At 61.7% G+C, this 17,379-nt stretch carries 18 protein-coding genes; 11 read left to right on the top strand and 7 right to left on the bottom strand.

Annotated features, from left to right (window positions below):
- Positions 1–54 precede the first annotated feature (54 nt).
- Positions 55–1,023, top strand: a complete 969-nt coding sequence (gshB, locus tag K3174_RS02010) for a glutathione synthase (RefSeq protein WP_221555220.1) — start codon at positions 55–57, stop codon at positions 1,021–1,023.
- A gap of 32 nt (positions 1,024–1,055) precedes the next feature.
- On the top strand, positions 1,056–1,661 hold the full coding sequence (locus tag K3174_RS02005) for a DedA family protein (protein ID WP_221555219.1): 606 nt from the start codon (positions 1,056–1,058) through the stop codon (positions 1,659–1,661).
- On the opposite strand, the gene K3174_RS02000 is transcribed toward K3174_RS02005, so the two are convergent.
- Positions 1,658–2,554: a tyrosine recombinase XerC gene (locus K3174_RS02000; protein ID WP_221555218.1), complete on the bottom strand. Its 897-nt coding sequence runs from the start codon at positions 2,552–2,554 to the stop codon at positions 1,658–1,660. The two genes, K3174_RS02005 and K3174_RS02000, sit on opposite strands and share 4 nt — an antisense overlap.
- A complete protein-coding gene (gene hemW, locus K3174_RS01995; protein WP_221555217.1) occupies positions 2,551–3,705 on the bottom strand; it encodes a radical SAM family heme chaperone HemW in 1,155 nt (384 codons plus the stop codon). Before hemW ends, K3174_RS02000 begins: the two co-directional genes overlap by 4 nt.
- A 97-nt stretch (positions 3,706–3,802) precedes the next feature.
- Between hemW and K3174_RS01990 the strand changes: the two genes are divergently transcribed.
- Entirely contained in the window at positions 3,803–4,354 is a 552-nt protein-coding gene (locus tag K3174_RS01990; RefSeq protein WP_247711808.1) for a CAP domain-containing protein, read from the top strand.
- 3 nt (positions 4,355–4,357) lie between these two features.
- Here K3174_RS01990 and rdgB read toward each other — a convergent pair whose 3' ends face one another.
- Together rdgB and rph are read right to left on the bottom strand one after the other, a co-directional pair.
- On the bottom strand, positions 4,358–4,984 hold the full coding sequence (rdgB, locus tag K3174_RS01985; protein ID WP_221555215.1) for an RdgB/HAM1 family non-canonical purine NTP pyrophosphatase: 627 nt from the start codon (positions 4,982–4,984) through the stop codon (positions 4,358–4,360).
- On the bottom strand, positions 4,981–5,697 hold the full coding sequence (rph, locus tag K3174_RS01980) for a ribonuclease PH (RefSeq protein WP_221555214.1): 717 nt from the start codon (positions 5,695–5,697) through the stop codon (positions 4,981–4,983). Before rph ends, rdgB begins: the two co-directional genes overlap by 4 nt.
- Before the next feature lie 85 nt (positions 5,698–5,782).
- Here rph and hrcA point away from each other — a divergent pair, with 85 nt between their 5' ends.
- The 4 genes from hrcA (at position 5,783) to K3174_RS01960 (ending at position 9,570) form a co-directional block, all read left to right on the top strand.
- A complete protein-coding gene (gene hrcA / locus K3174_RS01975; protein WP_221555213.1) occupies positions 5,783–6,826 on the top strand; it encodes a heat-inducible transcriptional repressor HrcA in 1,044 nt (347 codons plus the stop codon).
- 12 nt (positions 6,827–6,838) lie between these two features.
- Positions 6,839–7,432 (top strand): nucleotide exchange factor GrpE, encoded by a 594-nt coding sequence (grpE, locus tag K3174_RS01970; protein ID WP_221555212.1) that lies wholly within the window; start codon positions 6,839–6,841, stop codon positions 7,430–7,432.
- A 22-nt stretch (positions 7,433–7,454) separates the two neighbouring features.
- Positions 7,455–9,206 (top strand): DUF885 domain-containing protein, encoded by a 1,752-nt coding sequence (locus tag K3174_RS01965; RefSeq protein ID WP_221555211.1) that lies wholly within the window; start codon positions 7,455–7,457, stop codon positions 9,204–9,206.
- 73 nt (positions 9,207–9,279) lie between these two features.
- Positions 9,280–9,570: a YMGG-like glycine zipper-containing protein gene (locus tag K3174_RS01960; RefSeq protein ID WP_221555210.1), complete on the top strand. Its 291-nt coding sequence runs from the start codon at positions 9,280–9,282 to the stop codon at positions 9,568–9,570.
- Positions 9,571–9,592: 22 nt separating this feature from the next.
- On the opposite strand, the gene K3174_RS01955 is transcribed toward K3174_RS01960, so the two are convergent.
- A complete protein-coding gene (locus K3174_RS01955; protein ID WP_221555209.1) occupies positions 9,593–10,084 on the bottom strand; it encodes a vgr related protein in 492 nt (163 codons plus the stop codon).
- A 44-nt stretch (positions 10,085–10,128) separates the two neighbouring features.
- Positions 10,129–10,608 (bottom strand): copper chaperone PCu(A)C, encoded by a 480-nt coding sequence (locus K3174_RS01950; protein ID WP_247711807.1) that lies wholly within the window; start codon positions 10,606–10,608, stop codon positions 10,129–10,131.
- Positions 10,609–10,785: 177 nt separating this feature from the next.
- Between K3174_RS01950 and dnaK the strand changes: the two genes are divergently transcribed.
- From dnaK to K3174_RS01935, 3 genes are all read left to right on the top strand, one after another.
- The gene (dnaK, locus tag K3174_RS01945) at positions 10,786–12,714 is read left to right on the top strand and encodes a molecular chaperone DnaK (protein ID WP_221555208.1); all 1,929 of its coding nucleotides are present in this window, start codon (positions 10,786–10,788) and stop codon (positions 12,712–12,714) included.
- Positions 12,715–12,782: 68 nt separating this feature from the next.
- The gene (gene dnaJ / locus K3174_RS01940; protein WP_221555207.1) at positions 12,783–13,901 is read left to right on the top strand and encodes a molecular chaperone DnaJ; all 1,119 of its coding nucleotides are present in this window, start codon (positions 12,783–12,785) and stop codon (positions 13,899–13,901) included.
- Positions 13,902–13,938: 37 nt separating this feature from the next.
- Entirely contained in the window at positions 13,939–14,562 is a 624-nt protein-coding gene (locus K3174_RS01935) for a DUF6445 family protein (RefSeq protein WP_221555206.1), read from the top strand.
- Here K3174_RS01935 and K3174_RS01930 read toward each other — a convergent pair.
- The gene (locus tag K3174_RS01930; protein WP_221555205.1) at positions 14,559–16,874 is read right to left on the bottom strand and encodes a patatin-like protein; all 2,316 of its coding nucleotides are present in this window, start codon (positions 16,872–16,874) and stop codon (positions 14,559–14,561) included. The two genes, K3174_RS01935 and K3174_RS01930, sit on opposite strands and share 4 nt — an antisense overlap.
- Between K3174_RS01930 and K3174_RS17170 the strand changes: the two genes are divergently transcribed.
- Positions 16,806–17,378, top strand: a complete 573-nt coding sequence (locus K3174_RS17170) for a GFA family protein (RefSeq protein ID WP_486659982.1) — start codon at positions 16,806–16,808, stop codon at positions 17,376–17,378. The two genes, K3174_RS01930 and K3174_RS17170, sit on opposite strands and share 69 nt — an antisense overlap.
- The last annotated feature ends 1 nt before the right edge of the window (position 17,379 follow it).

The raw sequence follows: 17,379 nt of genomic DNA, 5'->3' as shown, positions 1-17,379 counted from the left end.
CGTCACCATCCGACGGCTTCGCTGTCGACAGGCTCGGGACAATCGGAGATCAGCATGCCGTTACGTGTCGCCGTCCAGATGGACCCCCTGGAAGGCATCAATATAGCGGGCGACAGTTCCTTCGCGCTGATGCTTTCGGCTCAGGCGCGGGGGCACGAATTATGGCACTACGACGTCGCAAGCCTCGCCTATGAAAGCGATGGAACGCCGCGGGGGCTGATCACCGCGCATGCGGCACCCGTCACCGTACAGCGTGAAACCGGCAATCATTTCGCGGCCGGAGAGCGGCGACGCATCGACCTCGCCCGCGACATCGATGTCGTGCTGATGCGGCAGGACCCACCCTTCCACCTCGGCTATATCAGTGCGGCACTTCTTCTGGACAGGCTGAAGGGCGCCACGCTGGTCATCAACGACCCGCGCGAAGTCGTGAATGCTCCCGAAAAGATGTTCGTCCTCGACTATGCGCAGTACATGCCGCCGACGCTGGTCGCACGTCATATCGACGATCTGCGCGCGTTTCAGAAGAAGCACGGCTCGGTGGTGGTGAAGCCGCTGCACGGAAATGGCGGCAAGGCGATTTTCCGGATCGACGAAAAGGGCACGAACCTTTCCGCCTTATCCGAAGTCTTCGACCAGACCTGGCCCGAGCCGCACATGGTTCAGCCCTTCATTCCGGAGGTATCCGAGGGCGACAAGCGAATCGTCCTGGTCGACGGGGAATTTTCCGGTGCAATCAATCGGTTCCCCGGAGAAGGCGAGTTTCGTTCGAACCTTGCGCAGGGCGGCCATGCAGAGGCCACGACGCTGACCGCGCGCGAAGAGGAAATCTGTGCGGCCATGGGGCCGGAGCTGAAGCGGCGCGGCCTTGTCTTCGTCGGCATCGATGTGATCGGCGGGAAATGGTTGACCGAGATCAACGTCACTTCGCCCACAGGCATCGTCGCCATCGACAAATTCAACGGAACGGACACGGCCGGCCTTATCTGGGATGCGATAGAACGCCGCCACGCGGCAATGTAGAACCAACCGCCGCACTCGCCCGTTACGCGTCCATGCACGAACTCATCATCCGCGCGATAGAGCAGGGCGGCCTCGTCGGCATTTTCCTGCTGATGGCGCTGGAGAATATCTTCCCGCCAATTCCTTCGGAGGTCATCATGGGGCTGGGCGGGGTAGCCGTCTCCAGGGGCACGATGGATTTCTGGCCGCTGATGATCGTCGGTACGGTCGGATCGACCCTCGGCAATTACGCCTGGTATTGGCTGGGCGACCACTGGGGGCGCACCAGGCTCGAACCATTCGTTGATCGATGGGGACGCTGGCTGACGATGGAGTGGCAGGACGTGGAGAAAGCGCGCGGCTTTTTCCGGCGGCACGGGCCATGGGTCGTATTCGTGTTCCGCTTCATGCCGATTTTTCGCACGATGATTTCGCTTCCGGCAGGTCTCGCGCATATGGGCGTATGGCGGTTTCTCACCTTCACCTTCGCCGGAGCGTTCATCTGGAACCTCTTGCTCGTCGAAGGCGGGCGCAGGCTTGCTGCGTGGCTGGATGAATCGCAGCACGTGCTCGGCTGGATCATTCTCGGCTCCATCGGTGCCGCCTTCATCGGGTATCTCTGGCGGATCGTGACCTGGAAACCGCGCGACAAGCGCTAGTCGCTTTCGCGCGGATGAGCCTTGCGATAGGTGTCCAGGAGGCTGGCCGCATCTACCTTCGTGTAGATCTGAGTGGAGCCCAGGCTTGCGTGCCCCAATAGCTCCTGCAGGCTCCTGAGGTCGGCACCAGCGCCGAGCAGATGTGTCGCGAAGCTGTGGCGAAGCGCATGTGGTGTGGCGGTATCCGGCAAGCCCAGCGCCTTTCTCGCGCGGGCGGCAGCTTTCTGCACTACGCCCTGGGACAGAGCACCGCCTTTCGCACCGCGGAACAGAGGATCGTCCTTCGCAAAAGCCCACGGACACTTGGCCATATAATCGGCCACCGCCTCGCGCAGGATCGGCAAAAGCGGCACAACACGCTGCTTGCCGCTCTTGCCGGTGACGGTAAGTCGCTCGGTTAGCGGGAGCGCGGCGGCAGTCAGGGACAGCGCCTCGGAAATCCGCATGCCGGCACCGTAGAGCAGCAGGAGTACCGCCCGGTCGCGCGCTCCTATCCAGTCCTCACCCGCAAGGGCTTCCACCGTTTCCGCCAGGCCAAGCGCATCGTCCGGCGTAACGGGACGCGGAAGGCCTTTCTTGATCCTTGGACCGCGCATGCGCGGTGGGTCCGAAACCTCATGACCGGCCTGCATACGGGCAAATGCGATAAATCCTTTGAGGGCCGACAGTTCGCGCGCCGCAGAGGCGTTGGACAATCCATCCGAGCGGCGCGAAGCCAGATGCGTCCGCAACCGTGCTGTTGTGAGATCGGCGACATCGTCCCATGAATCGAAATCGAGCCGGGTCAGAAGGCGCTCGGCCGCCTTGTCGTAAGCTCGCACAGTATGCGCCGACCGCCTCAGCCCCAAGGCAAGATGATCATGCCACGCGCCGAGAATTTCGGTTCTGCTCATGACGTCACGAGGTCTGCCTGAACAAGTTCGCCCAGCAGTGCATCGAGCAACGGCATGCCTTGCGGTGTGACGCCAATCCGCTCCGCCCCGGTCCACACAAGACCGAGGTCGCGGTAAAGCGCCAGCTTGGCGTCATCCACCAGCGACGAAGGCATGACGTCGAAACGCTGCGCAAAGGCGCCCAGATCGACACCCTCGGCCAGCCTCAAGCCCATGAGCAAGGCCTCGGAAGCCTGCTCGCGAAAATCGAGTGCGCGGGCCTCCGCCATCCCTTGGCCCTGGGCTGTTACGGCGGAGAGATAGTTTTCCGGCTTTCTATGCCGCACCGTAGCGACGTCGTTCCGGCGTCCATGAGCACCCGGCCCGATGCCCATGTAGTCCTGGTATCTCCAGTAGGTGAGGTTGTGGCGGCTTTCCTGCCCTGGGCGGGCATGATTGCTGATCTCGTAGGCGGGCAATCCAGCCGCTGCCGTCAGGTCGCGAGTAAGCGAGAAGAGGTCGGCTGCGTTGTCATTGTCCAGCGGTTCGAAGACCCCGCGGCGTACATCCTTTGCAAAGCGCGTCGCAGGTTCGATCGTCAGCTGATACAGCGACACGTGATCCGTACCGAGCGCGAGAGCTTCGCCCAATTCCGTGGCCCATTCGCCTTCGGTCTGGTCGGGCCGGGCATAGATCAAGTCGATCGAAACCCGCTCAAAATGCCTTTGCGCCAGCTCGACGGCCCTCAGCGCCTCGTCGACACCATGCAGCCTGCCGAGAAAACGCAACACTTCGTCGCGTAAAGACTGCACGCCGAGGGACACTCGATTGACCCCTGCGGCCGCCAGATCGGCGAAGTTGGCTGCCTCGACCGAGCTGGGGTTGGCCTCCAGCGTGATCTCGATTCCCGGGTCGAACCCCCATAATTCTTCCGCTTCGGCCAGTAGGTCGGCCACGAGCGCAGGCGGCATCAATGACGGAGTTCCGCCGCCAAAAAAGATACTTGTAAGAGTTTCTTTCGACCGTGTCTCAGCTTGCTCGTAACGCATGTCTGCCAGCAGCGCCGCTTTCCAGGCAGTCTTGTCGGTGGATTTCCGGACGTGGCTGTTGAAGTCGCAATAGGGGCACTTTGCGAGGCAGAACGGCCAATGGATGTAGAGGGCGCGGGCCATGGTGTCTTCAGAGGATCTTAACTATCGAGGCAGAAACTGTGCAATTATGGTCACAATGGTCGGGTCAAAAAAACGGATAACTTTGGTCGCGAGCGCTATGGCATTGTTGTGTGCCACGGGTTCGGGCGTGGCCGCAAGCGGGTCGTCGCAATCGATCTCGACAAGCGGCGCTTATCCCGAGCGATACTCCGCAGGCAGCGGCGCTGCGGATATCCGCCTGGCGGCCAGTGTCCTCGGCACTCACAACAACGAGCGTATGCGCCTCAGCCTCGAGCCTCTGAAGTGGAATGTCCACCTCGAGCAGGAGGCGAAACAATGGGCAGAGGTCCTTTCCCGCAGGGGTTCCTTGCAACATGCCGATCGTGCGACGCGCAACGGGACGGGCGAAAACCTCTGGATGGGGACTGCGGGCAACTGGCCCGTCGAGCGCATGGTGGGCATGTTCATCGACGAAAAGAAGCATTACCGCCACGCCAGTTTCCCGGACATCTCGAGAACCGGAAGCTGGTCCGATGTGGGTCACTATACCCAAGTGATCTGGCGCGACACCAAGGAAGTCGGATGCGCTGTAGCGACCGCGCGCGGCAACGACGTGCTGGTCTGCCGTTACTGGCCCGCAGGGAATATCTGGGGCCAGAAGGCCTACTGAGCTTCAGCCGAACTGTTCGGCGACCAGCTTGGCGAAGGCGTCGGCACGGTGGCTTATGGCGTGCTTTTCCTCAGGGTCCAGCTCGGCGAAGGTTTTCTGCCGGCTGGCCGGCACGAATACCGGATCGTAGCCGAAACCCATCGTGCCGCGCGGCGGCCAGGTGAGCGTCCCCGGCGCGATGCCTTCATAGACTGCCTGCTCCCCATCGGGCCATGCGAGCGCCAGCACGCAATGGAAGGCGCAAGAACGGTCCACATCGGCACCCTTTTGCCGGAGCATGCCTTCAACCTTACCCATGGCCATGAACCAGTCACGCCCCGGATCGCCTTCGAACCACTGCCGTTCCGCCCAGTCGGCGGTGTAGACGCCCGGGCGACCGTCGAGCGCGTCGACCGACAACCCGCTATCGTCCGCCAATGCTACGAGGCCCGATGCTTCTGCCGCCGCCCGCGCCTTGATCAAGGCGTTCTGCACGAATGTCGTGCCGGTCTCGGCAGGTTCGGGCAGGCCGAGCGACCCGGCCGAGATACACTTGACCCCATACGGTTCGAGCAGCGCGGAAATCTCCTTGAGCTTCCCCGCATTGTGCGTGGCGATCACCAGCGTGCCCGAACCGATACGGCGTGTCATTTACGCGTAGCCTCGCCCTGCGCCTTGAACACCTGCGCGCAACCGATCTGGGCGAGGCGCAGGAGACGCAGGAAGCCCTCCTCGTCATAGGGTGCGCCTTCAGCCGTCGCCTGCGCCTCGGCGATCTTGCCGCCTTCGATCAGCACGAAATTGGCATCGGCATCGGCGCTGCTGTCCTCGGGATAGTCTAGATCGAGCACCGGCGTGCCCTTGTAAATGCCGCAGGAAATCGCGGCGACCTTGGCCGTGATCGGATCCTGCGTGATCGCGCCCGATTTCAGCAGGCCGTCAACCGCGAGGCGAAGCGCGACCCATGCGCCGGAAATCGATGCCGTACGGGTGCCTCCATCGGCCTGCAGTACGTCGCAGTCGAGCGTGATCTGATGCTCGCCAAGCTTCTTGAGGTCGACCACGGCGCGCAAACTGCGACCGATCAAGCGCTGGATTTCCTGTGTTCGGCCGCTTTGCTTGCCTTTTGCCGCTTCGCGCTGGCCACGCGTATGGGTGGCACGCGGCAGCATGGAGTATTCACCGGTCACCCAGCCTTCGCCCTTGCCGCGCAGCCATGGCGGAATGCGATCTTCGACCGATGCGGTGCACAGGACGCGGGTTTCGCCGAAGCTGATCAGGCAGCTGCCTTCAGCGTGTTTGGTATATCCCGTCTCGATGGTGATGGCGCGCATTTCGTCGGGCGCACGGCCGGAAGGTCGCATTCAGGTTCTCCATTGCAGTCGAATCTCGTGGACGCGTGTGGCGCATGGGTCTTGAGGCCGCAAGAGGAGGAGCTAGATAGGAACGATGAATTCCCCGCCGCTCACCGATTTGTCGGATCGCGCCCGCGAGATCTTCCGGCTCGTGGTCGAAGGCTATCTGGATAGCGGCACGCCGATGGGATCGAAAGCGCTGGCGGGCGAGGCTGGGGTCAACCTGTCTCCGGCATCGATTCGGTCCGTACTGGCCGAACTCGAACAGCGCGGCTTGCTCGCGGCCCCGCATACCAGCGCAGGGCGCATGCCTACAGAAACCGGCTTGCGCCTCTTCGTCGATGCCATGATGCAGGTTGCCGAACCGACCCGCGAAGAACAGGCCGCCATCGAACAGCGCCTCGCGGAACCGGGGCCCATCGAACGCGCGCTGGAAGAAACCAGCGCGCTGCTATCCGACCTCTCGGGGGCGGCAGGCATGGTGATGGTGCCGACCCGTGAGCCCAGGCTGGTACAGGTTTCGCTTACCGCACTCGATGCGAACCGGGTGCTGGCGGTACTGGTCGGCGAAGACGGTCATATCGAAAACCGCATCCTCTCGCTTCCGGTCGAAGCGCTTGGCACCTCGCTGGAACAGGCCAGCAACTATCTGACCGCGCGAACTTCCGGCCGCACGCTGGCAGAGTCCGCCACCCTGATGGAGAAGGAGATCGCCGGCGGCAAATCGGCGCTCGACGAGGCGAGCCGCGATCTGGTTCAGCGGGGTCTCGCGACGTGGAGCGAGGATGCCGCGAAACGCCCGGTGCTGATCGTGCGCGGGCAGGCCAATCTGCTGGACGAAGCGGCGCTCGGCGATATCGAGCGTGTCCGTTCGCTGCTGGACGATCTGGAAAGCAAGCAATCGGTGGCCAACCTGCTGGAACGTGCGCGCCGGGCCGAAGCCATGCGCATCTTCATCGGCAGCGAAAATCGCCTCTTCTCCCTGTCGGGCTCATCGGTCATCGCCGCACCCTATCGCGATCGGGACGGAAAGGTGGTCGGCGTGCTGGGTGTGATCGGCCCGACTCGGTTGAATTACGCGCGAGTCGTCCCCATGGTGGATTTCACCGCCCGATCCTTGGGCAAACGAATTGGCTGACAGGGTTTTCCAGTGAACGACGAGAACAAGAACGAACCGCAGGATCAGGCGGTCGACGAAGAAATGGCGCGCGAGATGGACGGCGTACCGGAGCATCTGCGTGAAGCGTCGGAAGACGACGAAAACTCGGCAATCGAAGATGCCCTCGCAAAGCTGAGGGGCGATCTCGAAACGGCCATGCAGGACGTGCTCTATGCGCGCGCTGAAACTCAGAACGTGCGCCGCCGCTTGGAAAAGGACGTGCAGGACGCCCGCAATTACGGCGCGACCAGTTTCGCCCGCGATATTCTGAGCGTGGCCGACAACTTGTCCCGCGCGCTCGAGCATGTCCCCGTGGAACTGCGCGAGAGCGAAAAGGCCAAGAACTTCATTGCCGGGATCGAGGCGACCCAGCGCGAACTTGAGAAGGTCTTCAACGGCAATGGTATCACGCGCATCGCCGCAAAGGGCATGCCGCTCGACCCGAACCAGCATCAGGCGATGATGGAAGTGCCGACCGACGATGCGGAACCCGGCACTATCGTGCAGGAGATGCAGGCCGGCTACATGATCAAGGACCGCCTGCTGCGCCCGGCTATGGTCGGCGTAGCGAAGAAGCCCGACTGATCCGTTCCATAAGGGGAAGAGCATGAGGACTGCCATTTTCGGAGCGGCGGTCCTCGCCGCCTGTGGATTTGCCTCGTCGCTTGCTGCGCAGGACAGCGCCGACGAGCAGCTCTCCACGCTGGCCGATGCCTATTACGATTACCAGCTCGAGCAGTACAACCTTACCGAAGCCGCGAATGGCAGCACCGAACAGGGCGACACTCTCTGGTCGGTGACGCCGAAGGCACAGCGCAAGCGGACCGAGCAGTATGCAGCTTATCTGTCTCGCCTCGACCGGATCGATGCCGACGGGTTGAGCGAAAAGTCGCGGACCAATGCGCTGGTCCTGCGTTCCCTGCTGGAGTCCGATATCGGGGACGCGCGCTTCGCCGAATGGGAAATGCCGTTCGACAGCGATTCGAATTTCTGGTCCTACCTCGCTCCCTCGCGCGGTTTCGCTACTGTCGAGGAATACGAGAACTACATCGGTCGGATGCGCGATATCCCGCGCTATTTCACGGAACAGACCGCCAATGCGGAGGCAGGGCTCGCCCGCGGGTTTTCGGTGCCGAGGGTGACATTGGAAGGGCGCGACGTCTCGATCGCCTCATACGTCGTCGATGACCCGGAACAGAGCCCGTTCTGGAAAGCATTTGCCGATATGCCGAAGAGCATTCCGGAGCGTGACCGCGAGCGCCTGAAGGCGGAGGGGCGCGGCGCGATTTCGGACAGCGTGACCCCGGCCTATGCGAAATGGCTGACTTTCTTTCGCGAAGAATATCTGCCCCGTACACGAACTACTCTGGGTGCCAGTGAATTTCCGGATGGCGAGGCCTATTATGCCCAGCAGATCCGGCAATATACGACGCTCGATCTGACGGCCGAACAGATCCATGAGATCGGTCTGAAGGAAGTGGCCCGCATTACCGCAGAAATGGAGCGGGTGAAAACGGAAGCAGGCTTCGACGGGACGCTGGCCGAATTCGTTACCTTCCTGCGCACCGATCCCCAGTTCGTCGCCAAGACACCCGACGAGCTGATGGGCGTATCGGCCTATGTCGCCAAGCGGGTCGACGGTAAGATCGCGGATTACTTCGGCTTTCTCCCCCGCCATCGCTTCACGATCCGCCCGGTCGATCCCGCCATTGCGCCCTTCTACACGGCCGGGCGCGGCGGGCTCGATGCATGCCAGATGAACACCTACGACCTGCCGTCACGCCCGCTATACAACATCCCGGCACTCACTTTGCACGAATGCGCGCCGGGACACAGCTTTCAGGGAGCGGTCGCGCTCGAGCAGGAGGAAGCTCCCCGCTTCCGGCGACAGACCTATTTCTCCGGCTTCGGCGAGGGCTGGGGGTTGTATGTGGAGTATCTCGGCGAGGAAATGGGCATCTACCGGACCCCGTATGAGAAATTCGGCCGACTCTCCTACGAGATGTGGCGCGCAGCCCGACTCGTCATCGATACCGGGATCCATCGTTACGGCTGGAGTCGCGAGCGAGCAGTCGAATACCTGTCCAATCATACCGCATTGTCGGATCGGGAAGTCGGGACCGAGATCGATCGCTACATCAGTTGGCCGGGGCAGGCGCTGGCGTACAAACTGGGCGAAATGACCATGCGGCAGGTGCGCGCAAAGGCCGAAGAGGAACTCGGCGACGAATTCGACATTCGCAAGTTCCACGATGTCGTGCTGTCTCTCGGTTCGGTGCCGCTCCCGGCGCTAGAGGCCCGGATCGACGCCTTCATCGCCGATGGCGGGCAGGGGCTTGCCGGCGTCAGATACGACTGAAGGCTCGGCTATCGAGGAACATGCCCGGAGCACATCCGTAGTTGCGTCAAAGGGACGCAAACGGAGATACTCCATGAATACCAAATTGCTGCTCGCACCCGCACTGGCCGCGTCGAGCCTCGGCCTGGGCGCATGCGCCCAGAACTACGCAGTCGAAGGTGCAGCCGTCGGCGCTGCGGCCGGTGCCGGACTTGGTGCAATCCTTGGCGACGATATCGAGACCTATGCTCTGGCCGGTGCGGCCATTGGCGGGGTTATCGGCTACGTCAAGGATAAGAACGACGACTGCGACGGCTACTATGGCGACGGGCGCTATGTAGATGACGATTGCCGCAATGATGACCGCTATGCACGATATTGGTGAACAGGTCGGGTCTTGCGCCGGTCTAGTTTGCGGCGCCGGGAAAACGGACCAGCAGATCGTAAGCTCCGACATCGGCCACACCGGCAACCCTGACCCCGTTGCGGAGCCAGAAGGCATGTTTCACGATCTCCGCCTGCTGCTCGATACCATAGCGTTCGAGTGGCCAACCGGGCTTAAGTGAGTAGTCGTACCGCGCCCAGGGCACCCGCCGGGTGACAAGAAACCAGTCACCTTTGGTCTGGACCTGCCACACATGGACGAGTTCGTGGATCAGCAGACCCTGTCGCAGAACATTGGTCTGGGAGAAGTCGTCGCAATAGGTTTCGCCTCGCGGATGAAAGTGCAGATGCCCGCGCGGGGCCATGGTGATCCGGCGCGGCTGGAACGGAAACCACTTCCTCCGCCGGATGGTAACCTTGGTATAGTCTATGGCGTCGCCGAAAACCGTGCGAGCCAGAGCAACCTCACCACGCGTAAGAGGGCGTTCGCCACCGACCGGACAGCCGGGTACCATCGGATCGTCTCCCGTCTCGACCCCCAGCGTGTCGGGCCTTTCGATCAGCGTTCGTCACCTGCTGCGCGAACTTCGACGGGAAAAGTCTTCTGCTTGCCGCCCACCACGGTCAGGGTCATTTCGGTAGAGCCACCCGCCGCGATCGACGGATCGAGATCGAAGGCCATCACGTGAAAGCCACCCGGCTCGAAACTCTGCTCGCCGCCTGCTTCTACCAGCACCTGTCCGACGCCATCCATCATCATCTGGCCGTTCATCTCCATCGAACCATGGAGTTCCGATTTGCTCGCCCCGACAATGTCGGCGCGGCGGATGGCGTAGTTGCGCTCTCCGGTGTTCGTGACATCGAAATAGACCGCGCCGGGATTGCCCGAAACCGCAGGTAGCATCAGGCGGGCATTGCTGATTTCAAGCGCGACATCGTCGGCTGCAGGTGCCGCAGTTTCTTCCGCCGCGCCCGAGCATCCGGTCAGGACGACGGAAGCCATTGCCAGCGCGGCAGGCACGAAATGCGTAAAATTCATGGAGTTGTTCCCTCTTGATACTGGACTAAAAACTAGCGCGGCCGCTCCCTTGTGCCAAGGAAAACCACACCTATATCGCCCGGGTAACACACCACCGGATAGAGCCGCCCACCGGTTCCGCCATGATCGGGGAACCAACGAAGCGGTGTCCAACGACTTGAAACAGATGGGGAATCCATGAGCAAAGTTATCGGTATCGACCTAGGCACCACCAACAGCTGCGTAGCCGTGATGGACGGCGGCAAGCCCAAGGTCGTCGAAAATTCGGAAGGCGCGCGTACGACGCCTTCGATCGTCGCCTTCACCAAGGATGGCGAACGCCTGATCGGCCAGCCCGCCAAGCGTCAGGCCGTCACCAACCCTGACAACACACTATTCGCGATCAAGCGTCTGATCGGCCGTCGTTTCGACGATCCGCTGACCAAGAAGGACATGGGCCTCGTTCCTTACGACATCGTCAAGGGCAAGAATGGCGATGCCTGGGTCGAAGCCGGCGGCGAAGAATATTCGCCCAGCCAGGTTTCCGCCTTCATTCTGCAGAAGATGAAGGAAACCGCCGAGAGCTATCTTGGCGAAACGGTCACGCAGGCGGTGATCACCGTTCCCGCATATTTCAACGACGCGCAGCGCCAGGCGACCAAGGACGCCGGACAGATCGCCGGTCTCGAAGTACTGCGCATCATCAACGAACCGACTGCCGCGGCACTCGCCTATGGCATGGACAAGGAAGACGGCAAGACCATCGCCGTCTACGACCTTGGCGGCGGCACGTTCGACGTCTCGATCCTCGAAATCGGTGACGGCGTCTTCGAAGTGAAGTCGACCAATGGCGACACTTTCCTGGGCGGCGAAGACTTCGACAGCGCGATCGTCGAATATCTCGCGGACGAGTTCAAGAAGAAGGAGAACATGGATCTCCGTTCGGACAAGCTCGCTCTGCAGCGCCTGAAGGAAGCGGCCGAGAAGGCCAAGATCGAACTGTCGAGCTCGGCTCAGACCGAAGTCAACCTGCCCTTCATCACCGCCCGCATGGAAGGCGGCAGCTCGACTCCGCTGCACCTCGTGGAAACGATCAGCCGCTCGAAGCTCGAACAGCTCGTCGGCGATCTGATCAAGCGCACGCTCGAACCCTGCAAGAAGGCGCTGGCCGATGCCGGGGTGTCCAAGGACGAAATCGACGAAGTCATCCTTGTCGGCGGCATGACCCGCATGCCCAAGGTGCGCGAAGTGGTCGAAGAATTCTTCGGTTCGAAGCCGCACACCGGCGTGAACCCCGATGAAGTCGTCGCCATGGGCGCCGCGATCCAGGCCGGCGTGCTTCAGGGCGACGTCAAGGACGTGCTACTGCTCGATGTGACCCCGCTGTCGCTGGGTATCGAAACGCTCGGCGGCATCATGACCAAGATGATCGATCGCAACACGACGATCCCGACCAAGAAGACGCAGACCTATTCGACCGCTGAAGACAACCAGAATGCGGTTACGATCCGTGTCTTCCAGGGCGAGCGCGAGATGGCGCAGGATAACAAGATGCTGGGTCAGTTCGATCTGGTCGGCATTCCGGCCGCTCCGCGCGGCGTCCCGCAAATCGAAGTGACCTTCGATATCGACGCCAACGGCATCGTCAACGTGTCGGCCAAGGATAAGGGCACGGGCAAGGAACAGCAGATCCGGATCCAGGCGTCGGGCGGTCTGTCGGATGACGACATCGAGAAGATGGTTCAGGATGCCGAGAAGTTTGCCGACGATGACAAGAAGCGCCGCGAAGGCGCGGAAGCTCGCAACCAGGCCGACAGCCTCGTCCACGCGACCGAGAAGCAGCTCGAAGAGCATGGCGACAAGATCGACGCTTCGTTGAAGAGCGAAGTGGAAGAGAAGGTCGCAGCGCTCAAGACTGCGCTCGAAGGAGATGATGCTGCGGATATCAACGCCAAGGCTCAGGACTTGTCGCAGAGCGCGATGAAGATGGGTCAGTCGATCTACGAACAGGAACAGGCGAAGGCCGGTTCGGACACTCCCGATGCCGATGCCGCTGCGGATTCCGGCCCGGAGGAAGAGGTGGTCGACGCCGAATTCTCCGAAGTCGACGAAGACGCCAAAAACTGATCGTCCGATGATTAGCCAGTTGCCACCGGTGCCGCCGCGCACCGGTGGCGATTGACACTTGGAAAGCCATGTCGACAACAGAAACAGATCTGTACGAATTGCTCGAGGTCAGCCGCGACGCCGATGGCGCGACGATCAAGTCGGCCTATCGCAAGCTGGCCATGAAGCACCATCCCGACCGCAACCCGGGTTGCGATGTCAGCGAGGGAAAATTCAAGGCGGTCAGCGCCGCTTATGAAGTGCTCAAAGATCCGCAGAAGCGCGCGGCATACGACCGCTTCGGCCATGCCGCGTTTCAGAACGGCGGGCCGGGCGGTGGCCAGGCCGGGGCGGATTTCGGCGATATCGGCGATATTTTCGAAACGATTTTCGGCAGTGCTTTCGGTGGCGGGGGCCGCGCCCGTCCGCGCCGCGGAGCCGATTTGCGGTACGACATGCAAATCGATCTCGAGGATGCCTTCCACGGCAAATCGACCGAGGTCGAGATCGAAGTTTCGCAGAATTGCGACACCTGCCACGGTTCGGGAGCTACGCCCGGGACGCGCGCCCGGACATGCAACCTGTGCCACGGTCAGGGTCAGGTCCGCGCCAAGCAGGGTTTCTTCGTGGTCGAACGCCCATGCCCCAACTGCCACGGCAGTGGCGAGGTCATCGCCTCGCCGTGCCGCGATTGCCGCGGAGAAGGGCGCGTCGACAAGGCGCAGAAGCTCGAAGTGGATATTCCGCCCGGCGTCGATACCGGCACGCGGATTCGCTTGTCCGGCAAGGGCGAAGCCGGCCCGCGTGGTGCCCCTCCCGGTGACCTCTACATTTTCGTGCATGTAAAGCCGCATGCCATTTTCCAGCGCGAGGGCACGGCGCTCGCAACACGCATTCCGATCAGTTTCACCAAGGCCGCTCTCGGTGGCTCGATCGACATCCCGAACCTCGATGGCGAACAGGTGACGATCGAGATTCCTGCAGGCATCCAGTCGGGCAAGCAGTTGCGCCAGCGCGGTTCGGGCATGCCGGTATTGCAGGGCCGCGGGCGGGGCGATCTCGTGGTCGAGATCGCAGTCGAAACGCCGACCAAGCTGAGCAAGGAACAGCGCGCATTGCTGGAGCAATTCCGCGAGCTCGAAACCGGCGATGAGTGCCCCGAAAGCCGTGGTTTCTTCGACAAGCTGAAGGACGCCTTCGGCGGGTGATTGCCAAGCGCAGCCGGGCTGGCGATAAGCGCGACCCATGCTGCCTTCGCTGACGATCATCGACGATTTCCTGACCGATCCCTGGGCCGCCCGCAGGGCGGCGCTGGCCCTCGACTATGCGCAGCCAGGCTCCGGCGGAAACTATCCCGGTCGAGACTCCACATGTTCGCTGCCGATGGACGGTATCAACGCCTCGGTATCTCGCCGTGTCGGCATCGAATTTACGGGTGCGAAGGGCACCGAGCACGGGCATTGCCGCCTTACGCTCAAGTCGGACAAGGGGCGAAGCGGCGTACATATCGACCCCGCTTACTATTCGGGCATCCTCTACCTCTCGCGACCTGAAGACTGCGCCAGACCCGGCGCCGGAGGGACCGATTTCTTCAGGCACAAGCGTACCGGTCTGGAGCGCGTCCCGACCAATGGGGCTGAACTCGCTTCGAGCGGCTACGACAGTCTCGACGAACTCGTCGAAGACGTCGTCAACAGGGATACAATGCAGCCATCCCGGTGGGAGCGCGTAATGCGGGTCCCGATGCGCTTCAACCGGCTCGTACTGTTCTCGCCTTGGCAGTTCCATAATGCCGCACCCGGCTTCGGCACCGATGCGGATAATGCGCGTCTCGTGATGCTGCTATTTTTCGGCCGGGCCGGGGACTAGGGCATTCTTCCCTCTATTTCGCGACGAATTTCGTCGATCAGCGTGAGCTTGCAGCGTCCGGCCATTTGCTCTTCATCCAGAATGGCGTGGAAGGCATCGCGCTTGAAACCGCGGCAAGTATCCTCGGGAAACGGCTTGCTCACCGTCGAACAGACGAGGTCGATCATCCGTTCTGCCCCATGCAGCCGACCCCAGAGATAATCGTTTTCGCGATAGGCGCGACTGAAGAAGGCGCCGAAATTGTAGAACTCGATCCCGCGCAAAGTTGCTCGTGTCCCGCCTTCGCGAATGCTCCGTGCATCGTCGGGGCTGATGCGGTCGACCTTGATCGCGTCGAATTCGGTCAATCCCTCATTGCGCAACAGCGACAGCGTGGCGACATCGTAGAATGGGAAACCGAGATAGGTCAGAAGCATGCGCCGCCGCAGATTCCTCGGCATATGTTCAAGCGCTGCAGCCAGCATTTCCTCCGCCCGGTCGTCGAGATCGGGCAGCAGGCGTTTCTCCTCGATGAGATCGAGCAGCGTACCCGGATCGCGCATGACCTCCTGCGCCAACGGTTCGAAGGCCGGGCCCAGAGCCGACATGCCCTCTTTTTCGAAATAGAGCGCGAGGATCCGGAAAACGGCGTCGCGCCCCTCTTCCAGCGCATCGTCCGGGATTTCGGGATCGGCCTCCCAGTCGCGCGCAAGCCGGCGCGCGAGAAGACGAAGACGCCGGATGCGGAAACCGATATCGTGTTCCCGGAAGAAGGCGATGGCTTCCTGAGATGCACCGCCTGCCGGCGCCGCCAGCGTCTCCAATCCGCGCCGAACCAGTTCTTCGCGCAAAACCGCCTCGATCGGCGAGGTGTCGTCGAAGCCGAGTTTGGGCGCAGCCGTCAGGGCGAGCCGTGCAAGCCTGCCGACTATCCCTGAGAATTTCGCCTGGGCATAAGCGTGGAAGGCATATCCGGCGCGCTCCGCCGCAGCCTGCTGGGCCTTCTGCCGCCAGACCTTGAGTCGGGCAGGCGTAGGACGGTCAAGGAACAGGGTGCGTCCGAACAACCTGTCGACTGCGGCATCGACCTCCGGGCGCAGGGCAGTGACGATCCGCGTCAGCCGCTCGGCCTCGCGGCTCTGTTCTTCGAGTTGCTCCAGATTGTCACGAATCGGCTGTTCCCGGGGAAGCGTGGATAGCGATCCGAAGATTGCAGAGAAGAAACCTACCGGTTCGTTCTTGTCGGTAGTGCGATTCCCGAAACGGTCGGGGCGGGGATCGACATAGACGAAACGGCGATCGACCTCGCGTTGGGCCGGGCGTCCCTGCAACGCCGAGATCGCTCCCGCAAACGGTTTGTTGACGAGCACCGATCCATCGATAAGTGACACGTTTTCAATTGTTTCCCGCGCAGCATGAACGGGCATGATGCGTTCGAGAAATGCATTGCGCCCAGGCCATTGTCGTTCGGTAAGATCGGACAGACGGTCGATCTCTTCGACACGCAACGGGGGAAAGGCGCCGGGAAAGCTCGCCGTCGCGCGAGCGGCAAAAACGAGTTCCAGAGGGTTGGCCAGATCGCGCCCTCCCTGCATCGGCGTGCGCGAGCGGAACGAGATCGGCATTCGATGCTCGGTATCCTCGACAACCGGCGGACTGTGAAGGCGCAGGAGTTCCAGATAGCCGTGAAAATCCGTGGCCGTGACATACAAGTCCAATGGATGTTCGGGTGGCAAAAGGGGATCTTCGGCCTCGCTGTCCGCCATCGCCGAGAAGGCGCGTTCGAGCAGGCGCGAAAAGCCGAGGCCGGAAAAGGGTGGCTCGAACCATCGTCCACGAACGAGGTGCGAGACTTTTCGCTCCACTTCTGCTTGTGTTTCCGGGGCAACGGCATCGGCCAGATTACCGCCCGGCCGACTGAGCAACCATGTCGCGAAAGGTTGCGCCCAGATTTTCGAAAAGCGCCACTTCAGCCGGGCCTTGGGGTCGACCAGTTCGTCGACATCGGCAACCTCCAGCCACAAGTCGGTCAGCGGTTCGAGCGACTGGCCCGAATGCACCGCCTGCGCAAGAAACACCGTGTTGATCCCACCTGCACTGGCACCGCTCATTATGTCGGGAAGCACCCTCAGGCGCAGACCTTGCTCCCGCTCGATCCGTTCCAGCAAGCTGCGGTAGATCGAATGGACGCCGTTGCGAGCAGATCCGTTGGCATGGAAATCGCGGCTCGCGCGGGCAAGCTGCCATAGCTCGCGTGTCACGCCGTGCATGTAGATGGCCAGGCTCACCCCGCCATAGCAGACCAGCGCGATCCTCAGTTCCTTCTGCCGCATCGTCCGCCTTGTGCCAGTTGGGAAAAGACATGGAAAGTGTTCTGGCTCAGACTTGCGCTTTACATTCGTTCCTTTAATGTTCCGTTCACGGCAAGGAGAAGTATCGTGCTTAGAGGAAGTTGCTGTTGCGGAGCAGTTGGCTTCGAGGTGTCACAACCTCCTTCAATGATGGCGACATGTCACTGCACGCGCTGTCGCAAGGTGGGGGCGGCTACATTCGTGTTCGTTGTACGGGAAAATTTCCGCCTTGTTGCGGGTGAGGATGCAATCGCCATCTATATGCCCGAAGACGGCTATCGCTACACACGAAGTTTCTGTTCGAAATGCGGCTCGGCACTGGGCGAAATCGGCGGAAACGGAGAGAGTTTTCCCATTCCTGCCAATTGCTTCGACGATCCCCTCGACCTGTCGGTACGCTTCCACGAATTCGTGGCCGAGAAGCCTGACTGGCTGCCGATTTGCGACCAGGCAAAGCAGTTCGACCGGCATCCGGTTTCCAACTGAT

Origin of the sequence: Qipengyuania qiaonensis, assembly GCF_019711515.1 — a bacterium.
GTDB lineage: Bacteria > Pseudomonadota > Alphaproteobacteria > Sphingomonadales > Sphingomonadaceae > Qipengyuania > Qipengyuania qiaonensis.
The sequence above is the reverse complement of the archived record's forward strand: the minus strand, read 5'-3'. Positions and strand labels throughout refer to the sequence as shown.